The sequence below is a fragment of the Bacillus sp. FSL K6-1003 genome, assembly GCF_037964945.1.
In the GTDB taxonomy this organism is placed as follows: Bacteria; Bacillota; Bacilli; order Bacillales; family Bacillaceae; genus Bacillus; species Bacillus mojavensis.
Genome location: NZ_CP150176.1, coordinates 154,340 through 167,500, shown reverse-complemented (window position 1 = coordinate 167,500; position 13,161 = coordinate 154,340). Strand labels below are relative to the sequence as shown.

Below are 13,161 nucleotides of genomic sequence, written 5' to 3'. Positions count from 1 at the left end.
GTCATAAGGGGCATGATGATTTGACGTCATCCCCACCTTCCTCCGGTTTGTCACCGGCAGTCACCTTAGAGTGCCCAACTGAATGCTGGCAACTAAGATCAAGGGTTGCGCTCGTTGCGGGACTTAACCCAACATCTCACGACACGAGCTGACGACAACCATGCACCACCTGTCACTCTGCCCCCGAAGGGGACGTCCTATCTCTAGGATTGTCAGAGGATGTCAAGACCTGGTAAGGTTCTTCGCGTTGCTTCGAATTAAACCACATGCTCCACCGCTTGTGCGGGCCCCCGTCAATTCCTTTGAGTTTCAGTCTTGCGACCGTACTCCCCAGGCGGAGTGCTTAATGCGTTAGCTGCAGCACTAAGGGGCGGAAACCCCCTAACACTTAGCACTCATCGTTTACGGCGTGGACTACCAGGGTATCTAATCCTGTTCGCTCCCCACGCTTTCGCTCCTCAGCGTCAGTTACAGACCAGAGAGTCGCCTTCGCCACTGGTGTTCCTCCACATCTCTACGCATTTCACCGCTACACGTGGAATTCCACTCTCCTCTTCTGCACTCAAGTTCCCCAGTTTCCAATGACCCTCCCCGGTTGAGCCGGGGGCTTTCACATCAGACTTAAGGAACCGCCTGCGAGCCCTTTACGCCCAATAATTCCGGACAACGCTTGCCACCTACGTATTACCGCGGCTGCTGGCACGTAGTTAGCCGTGGCTTTCTGGTTAGGTACCGTCAAGGTACCGCCCTATTCGAACGGTACTTGTTCTTCCCTAACAACAGAGCTTTACGATCCGAAAACCTTCATCACTCACGCGGCGTTGCTCCGTCAGACTTTCGTCCATTGCGGAAGATTCCCTACTGCTGCCTCCCGTAGGAGTCTGGGCCGTGTCTCAGTCCCAGTGTGGCCGATCACCCTCTCAGGTCGGCTACGCATCGTTGCCTTGGTGAGCCGTTACCTCACCAACTAGCTAATGCGCCGCGGGTCCATCTGTAAGTGGTAGCCGAAGCCACCTTTTATGTTTGAACCATGCGGTTCAAACAAGCATCCGGTATTAGCCCCGGTTTCCCGGAGTTATCCCAGTCTTACAGGCAGGTTACCCACGTGTTACTCACCCGTCCGCCGCTAACATCAGGGAGCAAGCTCCCATCTGTCCGCTCGACTTGCATGTATTAGGCACGCCGCCAGCGTTCGTCCTGAGCCAGGATCAAACTCTCCGATAAAGTAGTTTGACTGACTACGCACATCGCTGTGCGATTTTATAATAAAACTTGAATTAACAGGTACGTTTTGTCTTGTTTAGTTTTCAAAGATCATTTTGTTTATCGCTTTGTTAAAGCAACTTTATTAGTATACAACGTCACTTTTTCAAAGTCAACAACTTTTTTTGAATCTTTTTTGGTGGAGCCTAGCGGGATCGAACCGCTGACCTCCTGCGTGCAAAGCAGGCGCTCTCCCAGCTGAGCTAAGGCCCCATAAAAATGGTCGGGAAGACAGGATTCGAACCTGCGACCCCATGGTCCCAAACCATGTGCTCTACCAAGCTGAGCTACTTCCCGATTCCTCATATTAAAATAATATATGGCGCGCCCGAGAGGAGTCGAACCCCTAACCTTTTGATCCGTAGTCAAACGCTCTATCCAATTGAGCTACGGGCGCACTTTCACTTGTATCGAATCCCGTTGGGATGAAATAATGGAGCGGAAGACGGGATTCGAACCCGCGACCCCCACCTTGGCAAGGTGGTGTTCTACCACTGAACTACTTCCGCATATCGCAATAAAAAAAGCTTTCTCTTTTTTGAGAAACCTTGGTAAGAGTAATGCATTTAAATAAAGCTTCCAAGCGGGCTCGAACCGCTGACCTCTTCCTTACCATGGAAGTGCTCTACCTGCTGAGCTATGGAAGCAATGGCTCCGCAGGTAGGATTCGAACCTACGACCGATCGGTTAACAGCCGATAGCTCTACCACTGAGCTACTGCGGAATGATATAAGCTTCATAAACAAACATGGTAGAAATAGATAAAACTGCTTGGCGGCGTCCTACTCTCACAGGGGGAAACCCCCGACTACCATCGGCGCTGAAGAGCTTAACTTCCGTGTTCGGCATGGGAACGGGTGTGACCTCTTCGCTATCGCCACCAAACAATTGAGAGTGTTCTCTCAAAACTAGATAACAGGTGTGACATCATTAGAAATTAGGTTAAGTCCTCGATCGATTAGTATCTGTCAGCTCCATGTGTCGCCACACTTCCACCTCAGACCTATCAACCTGATCATCTTTCAGGGATCTTACTTCCTTGCGGAATGGGAAATCTCATCTTGAGGGGGGCTTCATGCTTAGATGCTTTCAGCACTTATCCCGTCCGCACATAGCTACCCAGCGATGCCCTTGGCAGAACAACTGGTACACCAGCGGTGCGTCCATCCCGGTCCTCTCGTACTAAGGACAGCTCCTCTCAAATTTCCTGCGCCCGCGACGGATAGGGACCGAACTGTCTCACGACGTTCTGAACCCAGCTCGCGTACCGCTTTAATGGGCGAACAGCCCAACCCTTGGGACCGACTACAGCCCCAGGATGCGATGAGCCGACATCGAGGTGCCAAACCTCCCCGTCGATGTGGACTCTTGGGGGAGATAAGCCTGTTATCCCCGGGGTAGCTTTTATCCGTTGAGCGATGGCCCTTCCATGCGGAACCACCGGATCACTAAGCCCGACTTTCGTCCCTGCTCGACTTGTAGGTCTCGCAGTCAAGCTCCCTTGTGCCTTTACACTCTGCGAATGATTTCCAACCATTCTGAGGGAACCTTTGGGCGCCTCCGTTACCTTTTAGGAGGCGACCGCCCCAGTCAAACTGCCCACCTGACACTGTCTCCCCGCCCGATAAGGGCGGCGGGTTAGAAGGTCAATACAGCCAGGGTAGTATCCCACCGATGCCTCCACCGAAGCTGGCGCTCCGGTTTCCAAGGCTCCTACCTATCCTGTACAAGCTGTACCAACATTCAATATCAGGCTGCAGTAAAGCTCCACGGGGTCTTTCCGTCCTGTCGCGGGTAACCTGCATCTTCACAGGTACTATAATTTCACCGAGTCTCTCGTTGAGACAGTGCCCAGATCGTTGCGCCTTTCGTGCGGGTCGGAACTTACCCGACAAGGAATTTCGCTACCTTAGGACCGTTATAGTTACGGCCGCCGTTTACTGGGGCTTCAATTCGCACCTTCGCTTACGCTAAGCGCTCCTCTTAACCTTCCAGCACCGGGCAGGCGTCAGCCCCTATACTTCGCCTTACGGCTTCGCAGAGACCTGTGTTTTTGCTAAACAGTCGCCTGGGCCTATTCACTGCGGCTCTCTCGGGCTTTCACCCTAACAGAGCACCCCTTCTCCCGAAGTTACGGGGTCATTTTGCCGAGTTCCTTAACGAGAGTTCTCTCGATCACCTTAGGATTCTCTCCTCGCCTACCTGTGTCGGTTTGCGGTACGGGCACCTCTCACCTCGCTAGAGGCTTTTCTTGGCAGTGTGGAATCAGGAACTTCGCTACTAAATTTCGCTCGCCATCACAGCTCAGCCTTATGGGAAACGGATTTGCCTATTTCCCAGCCTAACTGCTTGGACGCGGATATCCAATACCGCGCTTACCCTATCCTCCTGCGTCCCCCCATTGCTCAAATGGTGAGGAGGTGGTACAGGAATATCAACCTGTTGTCCATCGCCTACGCCTTTCGGCCTCGGCTTAGGTCCCGACTAACCCTGAGCGGACGAGCCTTCCTCAGGAAACCTTAGGCATTCGGTGGAGGGGATTCTCACCCCTCTTTCGCTACTCATACCGGCATTCTCACTTCTAAGCGCTCCACCAGTCCTTCCGGTCTGGCTTCACAGCCCTTAGAACGCTCTCCTACCACTGTTCGAAGAACAGTCCGCAGCTTCGGTGATACGTTTAGCCCCGGTACATTTTCGGCGCAGAGTCACTCGACCAGTGAGCTATTACGCACTCTTTAAATGGTGGCTGCTTCTAAGCCAACATCCTGGTTGTCTAAGCAACTCCACATCCTTTTCCACTTAACGTATACTTTGGGACCTTAGCTGGCGGTCTGGGCTGTTTCCCTTTCGACTACGGATCTTATCACTCGCAGTCTGACTCCCAAGGATAAGTCATTGGCATTCGGAGTTTGACTGAATTCGGTAACCCGGTAGGGGCCCCTAGTCCAATCAGTGCTCTACCTCCAAGACTCTTACCTTGAGGCTAGCCCTAAAGCTATTTCGGAGAGAACCAGCTATCTCCAGGTTCGATTGGCATTTCACCCCTACCCACACCTCATCCCCGCACTTTTCAACGTGCGTGGGTTCGGGCCTCCATTCAGTGTTACCTGAACTTCACCCTGGACATGGGTAGATCACCTGGTTTCGGGTCTACGACCACGTACTCATGCGCCCTATTCAGACTCGCTTTCGCTGCGGCTCCGCATCTTCTGCTTAACCTTGCACGGGATCGTAACTCGCCGGTTCATTCTACAAAAGGCACGCCATCACCCGTTAACGGGCTCTGACTACTTGTAGGCACACGGTTTCAGGATCTCTTTCACTCCCCTTCCGGGGTGCTTTTCACCTTTCCCTCACGGTACTGGTTCACTATCGGTCACTAGGGAGTATTTAGCCTTGGGAGATGGTCCTCCCGGATTCCGACGGAATTTCACGTGTTCCGCCGTACTCAGGATCCACTCTGGAGAGAACGAAGTTTTGACTACAGGGCTGTTACCTTCTATGGCGGGCCTTTCCAGACCTCTTCATCTACCTCGTTCCTTTGTAACTCCGTATAGAGTGTCCTACAACCCCAAGAGGCAAGCCTCTTGGTTTGGGCTAATCCCGTTTCGCTCGCCGCTACTCAGGGAATCGCATTTGCTTTCTCTTCCTCCGGGTACTTAGATGTTTCAGTTCCCCGGGTCTGCCTTCTCATATCCTATGAATTCAGATATGGATACCACTCCATTACGAGTGGTGGGTTTCCCCATTCGGAAATCTCCGGATCAAAGCTTGCTTACAGCTCCCCGAAGCATATCGGTGTTCGTCCCGTCCTTCATCGGCTCCTAGTGCCAAGGCATCCACCGTGCGCCCTTTCTAACTTAACCGTTAAAAAGAATCACTATGTGATATCTTGTGTTACTAATTGAATGTGATGTCTACTGTTATCTAGTTTTCAAAGAACACGTTTCGAAGGAATGATCCTTCAAAACTAAACAAGACAGGGAACGTTCTGTTTATAAGACCCAAGGTCTTATATTCCGTAAATATCCTTAGAAAGGAGGTGATCCAGCCGCACCTTCCGATACGGCTACCTTGTTACGACTTCACCCCAATCATCTGTCCCACCTTCGGCGGCTGGCTCCATAAAGGTTACCTCACCGACTTCGGGTGTTACAAACTCTCGTGGTGTGACGGGCGGTGTGTACAAGGCCCGGGAACGTATTCACCGCGGCATGCTGATCCGCGATTACTAGCGATTCCAGCTTCACGCAGTCGAGTTGCAGACTGCGATCCGAACTGAGAACAGATTTGTGGGATTGGCTTAACCTCGCGGTTTTGCTGCCCTTTGTTCTGTCCATTGTAGCACGTGTGTAGCCCAGGTCATAAGGGGCATGATGATTTGACGTCATCCCCACCTTCCTCCGGTTTGTCACCGGCAGTCACCTTAGAGTGCCCAACTGAATGCTGGCAACTAAGATCAAGGGTTGCGCTCGTTGCGGGACTTAACCCAACATCTCACGACACGAGCTGACGACAACCATGCACCACCTGTCACTCTGCCCCCGAAGGGGACGTCCTATCTCTAGGATTGTCAGAGGATGTCAAGACCTGGTAAGGTTCTTCGCGTTGCTTCGAATTAAACCACATGCTCCACCGCTTGTGCGGGCCCCCGTCAATTCCTTTGAGTTTCAGTCTTGCGACCGTACTCCCCAGGCGGAGTGCTTAATGCGTTAGCTGCAGCACTAAGGGGCGGAAACCCCCTAACACTTAGCACTCATCGTTTACGGCGTGGACTACCAGGGTATCTAATCCTGTTCGCTCCCCACGCTTTCGCTCCTCAGCGTCAGTTACAGACCAGAGAGTCGCCTTCGCCACTGGTGTTCCTCCACATCTCTACGCATTTCACCGCTACACGTGGAATTCCACTCTCCTCTTCTGCACTCAAGTTCCCCAGTTTCCAATGACCCTCCCCGGTTGAGCCGGGGGCTTTCACATCAGACTTAAGGAACCGCCTGCGAGCCCTTTACGCCCAATAATTCCGGACAACGCTTGCCACCTACGTATTACCGCGGCTGCTGGCACGTAGTTAGCCGTGGCTTTCTGGTTAGGTACCGTCAAGGTACCGCCCTATTCGAACGGTACTTGTTCTTCCCTAACAACAGAGCTTTACGATCCGAAAACCTTCATCACTCACGCGGCGTTGCTCCGTCAGACTTTCGTCCATTGCGGAAGATTCCCTACTGCTGCCTCCCGTAGGAGTCTGGGCCGTGTCTCAGTCCCAGTGTGGCCGATCACCCTCTCAGGTCGGCTACGCATCGTTGCCTTGGTGAGCCGTTACCTCACCAACTAGCTAATGCGCCGCGGGTCCATCTGTAAGTGGTAGCCGAAGCCACCTTTTATGTTTGAACCATGCGGTTCAAACAAGCATCCGGTATTAGCCCCGGTTTCCCGGAGTTATCCCAGTCTTACAGGCAGGTTACCCACGTGTTACTCACCCGTCCGCCGCTAACATCAGGGAGCAAGCTCCCATCTGTCCGCTCGACTTGCATGTATTAGGCACGCCGCCAGCGTTCGTCCTGAGCCAGGATCAAACTCTCCGATAAAGTAGTTTGACTGACTACGCACATCGCTGTGCGATTTTATAATAAAACTTGAATTAACAGGTACGTTTTGTCTTGTTTAGTTTTCAAAGATCATCATGCTTCTTAACGAAGCAGCTTTATTACTATAACATTCAGTTTCTTTTAAGTCAACACCTTTTTTAAAAGGTTAATGAAGCTTTTATTTGTTGTCAGCTGTTCATCAGCGACGAATAATAATATAACATGGTTACTATTAAAAGGTCAATAACTAAATTAATCTGGTTTTAAAGAGACTTTTATTCAGTTATATTCATTTGGCCAGGCACATAAGATGTAACACAAGAATGATGGACAAGATAAGGAGGCATCATCAGTGAATCACTTCTATGTATGGCACATAAAACGCGTTAAACAATTGATTATTATACTTATCGCCGCATTTGCTGCAGCCAGCTTTTTTTATATTCAAAGAGCTGTGCCGCTCCCTGTGTTTTCGACTGACAGCGGACCGAAAGCCATTTATAAAGGAGAAACAGATTCAAAAGACATTGCTCTTACCTTTGATATCAGCTGGGGTGATAAAAAAGCCGAGCCTATTCTTAATACCCTGAAAGCCAACGGCATCAAAAACGCGACTTTTTTTCTTTCCGCTTCTTGGGCCGAACGCCACCCGGACACGGTGGCTCGCATTGTAAAGGACGGCCATCAAATAGGGAGTATGGGTTATGCTTATAAAAACTATGCAAATCTAGAGGATAGTGAAATAAAAAAGGACATTAATCGAGCGCAGACAGCCTTTGAAAAACTAGGAATTAAAGACATACGGCTATTAAGACCTCCTACCGGTCAGTTCAATAAAAATGTCCTATCAATCGCAAAGCAGTACAACTATACAGTCGTTCACTATAGTGTGAATTCCCATGACTGGACGAATCCAGGTGTTGAAAAAATCGTCGATAATGTAAACCGTCAAGTTTCAGGAGGAGACATTATTCTTTTACACGCCTCAGACTCCGCTAAACAAACAGAAGAAGCCCTGCCTGAGATTATCCATCATATAAGAGAAAAAGGCTTAAAAAATGTCAACGTGGGAGATCTCATAGCAAACACAGATGCTAAATCCGCCGAGGTAAAATAAATCATTTCGCTGCAAACTTCGGCAGCATCAGTAATTGAAAAGCATTACACGCCATTAACGGAAAGAGCATTAAGTAAAGCCAGTCCTCATCATTTACTCTGAGCGCAGGAAACCATTCCAATGCAGTAATCACAACCATTAAAAATAAAGATGACACAAACGTTTTCTTTGAGGACTGCTTTTGTTTTATATACGCGGTAAGCAAACCGAAAATCATTAAAAATAACGGCAGCCAAGCATAGCCAGCCATTGATTCTCCGCTATCTCCAAAAAATAAAAACCGCACGTACATTAAATCAAAAGCGACAAACAGGATCAAAAACAGCTGCAGTAAATTCCATAAAGATGAAGATCTTAATATTTCGAGAGCAAACCGGTGGACTGTTAAAAATACGAAAAAGCCCATTTGACTGATGACACTAAAAATCATGCCGACACCGATAAACCAAAATAAAACAGAGAAAATCTGGCCCGCTTCAAAATTCAGAAACAGCTCCTTATACTCCCCCCATTTTAAAGCAAAACCCACAATACTCGTGACAACCGCTCCAACAGCTAAAATAGAAAAGAAAAAACGAACTAAGCCACGGCTTTTCATTTCTTTATTCAACCCCTCAAAAATCGCACATCGCGATATTTTGTTATGTATAATTCCAACCGGATGAATCATATTAAAAGTAAGATAAGTATGTGAAAGGAGCTTAAGCATGTCAAAAGCCAAAACGCTATTGATGGGCTGTTTTTTGATATTATCTGTAACAGCTTGCGCTCCAAAAGACCAAGCAGCGGATATGGATTATGATCAGACCAAAAAAATGGTTGTTGATATATTAAAAACAGATGATGGAAAGAAAGCAATTAAGGAATTATTAAACGATGATGCGATGAATGAAGCACTGGTGATTGATCAGGATGCCATTAAAGGAACAATAGAAAAAACACTCACCTCTAAAAAAGGTGCGGATTTTTGGAAAAACATCTTTGAAGACACTGAATTTGCGGAAAGCTTTGCTAAAACCCTTCAAACAGAGCATGAAAAAGTAATTAAAAAGCTGATGAAGGATCCGGATTATCAGAAAATGCTGATGAGTGTTATGCAGGACCCTGGAATGAATAAAAAATACAGCGAACTGGCAAAAAGCCAAGAATTCCGCAGTTATTTAGAACAAGTAATTACCGAAACACTTTCTAGTCCGCTTTACAAAAAACAGTTCGAAGATGAACTGAAAAAAGCAGCAGCTGAAACAGCTAAAGAAGGTGAGTAAAGGGGAGCCGGGATCAAAAAATCCCGGTTAGCCTTTTTTATATTTGCACTTCCATTTTTTCAACAACTTTACTTGCAATGTCATGATATATTTCACCGATTGGATGGCTTGCGTCATAAACAGACGGAGCAAATTGGTCTTTATCCCAATCAGGCTGCTTTAACGGTATTCTGCCGAGCAAAGGCACTTTAAGCTCCTCAGCAAGTTTATCTCCGCCGCCTTTGCCAAAGACATATTCTCTTTCCCCAGTCTTTGCACTTTCATAATAAGCCATGTTCTCTATGACGCCAACGACCTCATGATCTGTTTTAATAGCCATAGATCCCGCTCTGGCCGCAACAAAGGCTGCAGTCGGATGCGGCGTTGACACGATAATTTCTTTACTGCTCGGAAGCATTGTATGTACATCAAGTGCAACGTCCCCTGTTCCAGGTGGAAGATCAAGAACGATATAGTCTACTTCTCCCCATTCTACTTCGTGGAAAAAGTTGTTGAGCATCTTGCCCAGCATCGGGCCTCTCCAGACGACAGGAGCATTTTCTTCAACGAAGAAGCCCATCGACATGACCTTTACCCCGAAGCGTTCAACAGGGAGCAGTTTGTCTCCTTCAATTGTTGGACGCACTGTAATGCCCATCATATCCGGCACACTAAAGCCATAGATATCCGCGTCAATTAAACCGACCTTTTTCCCAAGCCGAGCCAGAGAAATAGCAAGGTTCACTGACACAGTTGATTTGCCTACTCCACCTTTTCCGCTTGCTACAGCAAGGAAGACCGGCGGGTTATCCATAGTTAACAATGTTTTTTTCTCAGTTGACGGCGCCCGAAATTTCGCAACTGTTTCTTCAGGCAGCTCTTCAAATCGAAGGCCTACCGTCTCAGCGCCTGCCCCTTTTAAGACGTTTACGATTTCTTGCTGAACCTGCATTTGTTCTGCTGTCCCGGTTTTTGCAAGAGCCACTTTCACACTGACATGCCGTTTTTCAGGCTTTATTTTTACTTCCTTAACGGCATCCAATTCTCCCAGAGGTCTTTGAAGAAAAGGTTCGCGCATTTCACCGACTAGTTTTCTTACTTCATCTTCTCTTATCATCGAACCTCACCCTTTTGTGTATTCGTTTACAAACAGTATTATATCATACATAAACAGCGGGTGTCTTATGCTTAGAACCATGAGAAAACCCTCCTTTACTCCGGAGGGTCGCCTTTTTCTGTAAAGTATCTCAATATTCCTTTATATATGGAAGATGCCACTTTGTCCTGATATTTCGGTTTTCCCAGCATCTTAGCTTCGCCAGGATTGGATAAAAAACCGACTTCTACAAGCGCACCTGGTTTTGTGACGTTTTGCATTAAGTAAATTCCATGAATTCGCTTTGCTTTTCGGGTTGTATTCTCTAGGTTTGTTCTCAACTCATCCTGGATGTATTTTGCAATTTTCTCGTTTTCCTCGTATTTTCCGTAATAAAAGCTTTGGGCTCCGCTCCATTTTTGTGACGGGATTGCATTAAGATGAATGCTAAGGTAGAGCTCAGCCTCTGAGTTGTTAATTAATTTCACTCGCTGTCTTAAGTCTTCCCCTTTTCGCTTACTATAGCCTCTTGTCCCTTCAGGAGCTAGATCGGTGTCACTTTCTCTAGTCATCACCACTAGGGCCCCTTGTTCCTGAAGATAATCCCTGACTCTGAAGGCCACCTCCAGAGTTATATCCTTCTCTAACAGCTTGCCGCCTACTGCTCCTCCGTCCGGCCCGCCATGACCTGGATCAAGGTAAATAATTTTCCCGCTCAAAGGCAGACTCCATGGATTCCAAGAATCGCTATTGTTGAATTGATACTTGAATAGAAACAGTAATACGATAAAGCCAAGCATAAAACTGAGCCATTTAAGCTTTTTCCTCATCCCTTCCCCTCCCGCTTGTCCGTTATTACATAAGTATGGGACAGGGGTGGGAAATATGATTAACGCATACGAAGCTTACATTGTTTTTCTCTTTGGACAAACCCTTCTGTCCACCAATCTTTGATGAATTTTCGCGCTGCTTCATATACTGTGTTTTTATCAAATGTTGTGTATTGCTCATGTGTCCAATGATAAAGATATTCAAAAAACTCCATACGAAGCTCTTCTTCTTCCCTTGCAGAGCGGGCACTAACACTTTGCATAGATTCTCCATAATACCCGAAAACCCCAAAACGCCCTCCTAACAAATAGGCTTCTATCGCAAAATCAATACAGCCTTCAGTCATAACGTCCCTTTCATCCTGCAAAAATGGAAATAACGGAGTAAGACAGGCCTTTACAGACTGAATGATTTGTCTAAGTGAGAGTTCTTTAAGCAAGTTTTTTTCTAATTCAAAATCCTTTTGCCGTTTCACATCCATAAAAGACAGTACCTCTGCCATACAAATTCACTCTCCTTTTACCGGTTATTTTGAGGTTTGGGAGGTGAAACCATGCCCGAATACGGTTGGAAATTCGCCCAAATGAAGGTGTTGATAACTTGCACATCTAAAAAAAGCAGCTTTCTGCGGAGGAAGGAACGTGTGTTCGCTTGTAAGTGCAGAGGCATCACAATAATAAAAAGCAGCTCCCTCTAATAGGTCGCTGCCTTCATACTTTAATGCTTCTTGTTGCAGAATATGTATTAATGTATTGATCCAGCACAAAACCGCCTTTATCTTCATAAAAACCTGTGACGATAAAACCGGCGTCGAGCTGTCCCTTAATTTGGTCTTCTAAGGAATGCCCGAATTCCAGCGCTTCATTATTTTCAATCAGCTTTTTCACCTTATGTTTTGGAAGATCTTCTGAGTCGGCGTATGGAATGGAGTGCTTTACTTTTAAAACGCCCTGCTCTTCTAATTCAATGTCAAACAGAAAAACAACTGGATTAACAAACCCCGAGATTAAAGTGCCATTTCTTTTCAGCACGCGGTGCGCTTCTTTCCAGACCGGCAGGATATTTTCAACAAAAACATTGGCAACTGGGTGTACGATGAAATCAAATGATTCATTTTCAAATTGACTGAGATCATCCATACTTCCTTTAACAGTACGTATGGTCAAGCCGTCGCGATCAGCAACCATTCTGTCCTGCTCCAGCTGCTGTTCTGAGTTATCTAAGACTGTGACATCCGCTCCGGCTGCCGCCAAAACCGGGGCCTGCTGTCCGCCTCCTGAGGCCAAACAAAGCACCTTCAAGCCTTTTACAGGAGGAAACCAATCCTTTGGCACATTTTTAATAGGGGTTAACCTGATATCCCAATTCCCTCTTTTTGCTTGTTCAATGACATGCCGCTCTACAGCAACAGTCCATTCATTGCCTGTTTCTACTTTTTGATCCCAGGCTTTGCTATTATGATCTACTAACGCATTCATGAATCGTTCTCCTTACTTTAATGTTTAGAGTATAACAAATATTTCTATATTGATACCGCTTTCCCTTTGCATATCCAGAAAAAAATTCATAAAACCGCAATAAATTCACAAAGGAGATGTGTGATTTTATGGCTAGTGAATATAATATCACTTTTTCAAATCAAATTAATGGTAGAGCACTTGATGCCGGCATTACACTTTGCATTGCCCTATGGCATTTGACACTTTTGTAAGAATGCATTTGATGTAATAGGCCCTTTGTTAAACAAGGTTTTGTATTTCCAACAACGAAGGAAAATTTTTTAGTTTTGATTACAAGCGATAAATGCGTATACCATTTGCAAAGGACTTTTGGATATATAGAACTCATCGTTCGTTTACAGGCGCTCAAGATAGATCATTAAGCATTGAATTGAAAAAGTGATACATTTTGTGCTGGGAACTGTTAAAAGCATACACGATTGCGTAACCTTGTGAGAAAGACCAGCAATGAAAAAAGGGTCATTTTAATAGCCAAAAACAGATGCCTGTTTCATCACTTCTGCTT

At 46.8% G+C, this 13,161-nt stretch carries 7 protein-coding genes, 6 tRNA genes and 4 rRNA genes (1 of these 17 running past the window's edge); 2 read left to right on the top strand and 15 right to left on the bottom strand.

The window, feature by feature from the left end; genetic code table 11:
* The 10 genes from NSU16_RS00985 to NSU16_RS00940 form a co-directional block, all read right to left on the bottom strand.
* Positions 1-1,224, bottom strand: a 16S ribosomal RNA gene (locus tag NSU16_RS00985); it reaches 326 nt to the left of the window's first position.
* Positions 1,225-1,400: 176 nt separating this feature from the next.
* Positions 1,401-1,476: transfer RNA gene (locus NSU16_RS00980), tRNA-Ala, on the bottom strand.
* Between the two features lie 7 nt (positions 1,477-1,483).
* A tRNA-Pro gene (locus tag NSU16_RS00975) sits at positions 1,484-1,560 on the bottom strand.
* 23 nt (positions 1,561-1,583) lie between these two features.
* Positions 1,584-1,660, bottom strand: a tRNA-Arg gene (locus NSU16_RS00970).
* A gap of 37 nt (positions 1,661-1,697) precedes the next feature.
* Positions 1,698-1,772, bottom strand: a tRNA-Gly gene (locus NSU16_RS00965).
* 65 nt (positions 1,773-1,837) lie between these two features.
* A tRNA-Thr gene (locus NSU16_RS00960) sits at positions 1,838-1,910 on the bottom strand.
* Positions 1,911-1,912: 2 nt separating this feature from the next.
* Positions 1,913-1,987: transfer RNA gene (locus NSU16_RS00955), tRNA-Asn, on the bottom strand.
* Between the two features lie 45 nt (positions 1,988-2,032).
* Positions 2,033-2,148: ribosomal RNA gene (rrf, locus tag NSU16_RS00950) — 5S ribosomal RNA — on the bottom strand.
* Positions 2,149-2,201: 53 nt separating this feature from the next.
* Positions 2,202-5,129: ribosomal RNA gene (locus tag NSU16_RS00945) — 23S ribosomal RNA — on the bottom strand.
* Between the two features lie 169 nt (positions 5,130-5,298).
* Positions 5,299-6,848: ribosomal RNA gene (locus NSU16_RS00940) — 16S ribosomal RNA — on the bottom strand.
* The 16S, 23S and 5S rRNA genes sit together here with 6 tRNA genes alongside, the layout of an rRNA operon.
* A 352-nt stretch (positions 6,849-7,200) precedes the next feature.
* On the opposite strand from NSU16_RS00940, the gene pdaB reads away from it, so the two are divergent.
* A complete protein-coding gene (gene pdaB / locus NSU16_RS00935) occupies positions 7,201-7,965 on the top strand; it encodes a polysaccharide deacetylase family sporulation protein PdaB (protein ID WP_229150196.1) in 765 nt (254 codons plus the stop codon).
* 1 nt (position 7,966) lies between these two features.
* On the opposite strand, the gene kbaA is transcribed toward pdaB, so the two are convergent.
* On the bottom strand, positions 7,967-8,563 hold the full coding sequence (gene kbaA, locus NSU16_RS00930) for a KinB-signaling pathway activation protein (protein ID WP_168746788.1): 597 nt from the start codon (positions 8,561-8,563) through the stop codon (positions 7,967-7,969).
* Between the two features lie 109 nt (positions 8,564-8,672).
* Between kbaA and gerD the strand changes: the two genes are divergently transcribed.
* On the top strand, positions 8,673-9,230 hold the full coding sequence (gene gerD / locus NSU16_RS00925) for a spore germination lipoprotein GerD (protein ID WP_010332792.1): 558 nt from the start codon (positions 8,673-8,675) through the stop codon (positions 9,228-9,230).
* A gap of 37 nt (positions 9,231-9,267) precedes the next feature.
* Here gerD and salA read toward each other — a convergent pair whose 3' ends face one another.
* The 4 genes from salA to NSU16_RS00905 all read right to left on the bottom strand — a co-directional run bounded on the left by salA (position 9,268) and on the right by NSU16_RS00905 (position 12,614).
* On the bottom strand, positions 9,268-10,326 hold the full coding sequence (gene salA, locus NSU16_RS00920) for an iron-sulfur carrier protein/transcriptional regulator SalA (RefSeq protein ID WP_168746787.1): 1,059 nt from the start codon (positions 10,324-10,326) through the stop codon (positions 9,268-9,270).
* A 95-nt stretch (positions 10,327-10,421) separates the two neighbouring features.
* A complete protein-coding gene (cwlD, locus tag NSU16_RS00915) occupies positions 10,422-11,135 on the bottom strand; it encodes an N-acetylmuramoyl-L-alanine amidase CwlD (RefSeq protein WP_168746786.1) in 714 nt (237 codons plus the stop codon).
* A 59-nt stretch (positions 11,136-11,194) separates the two neighbouring features.
* Positions 11,195-11,638, bottom strand: a complete 444-nt coding sequence (locus NSU16_RS00910) for a YbaK family protein (protein ID WP_168746785.1) — start codon at positions 11,636-11,638, stop codon at positions 11,195-11,197.
* 208 nt (positions 11,639-11,846) lie between these two features.
* Complete coding sequence (locus NSU16_RS00905; protein ID WP_268447477.1) at positions 11,847-12,614, bottom strand: class I SAM-dependent methyltransferase; 768 nt, start codon at positions 12,612-12,614, stop codon at positions 11,847-11,849.
* Between the last annotated feature and the right edge of the window lie 547 nt (positions 12,615-13,161).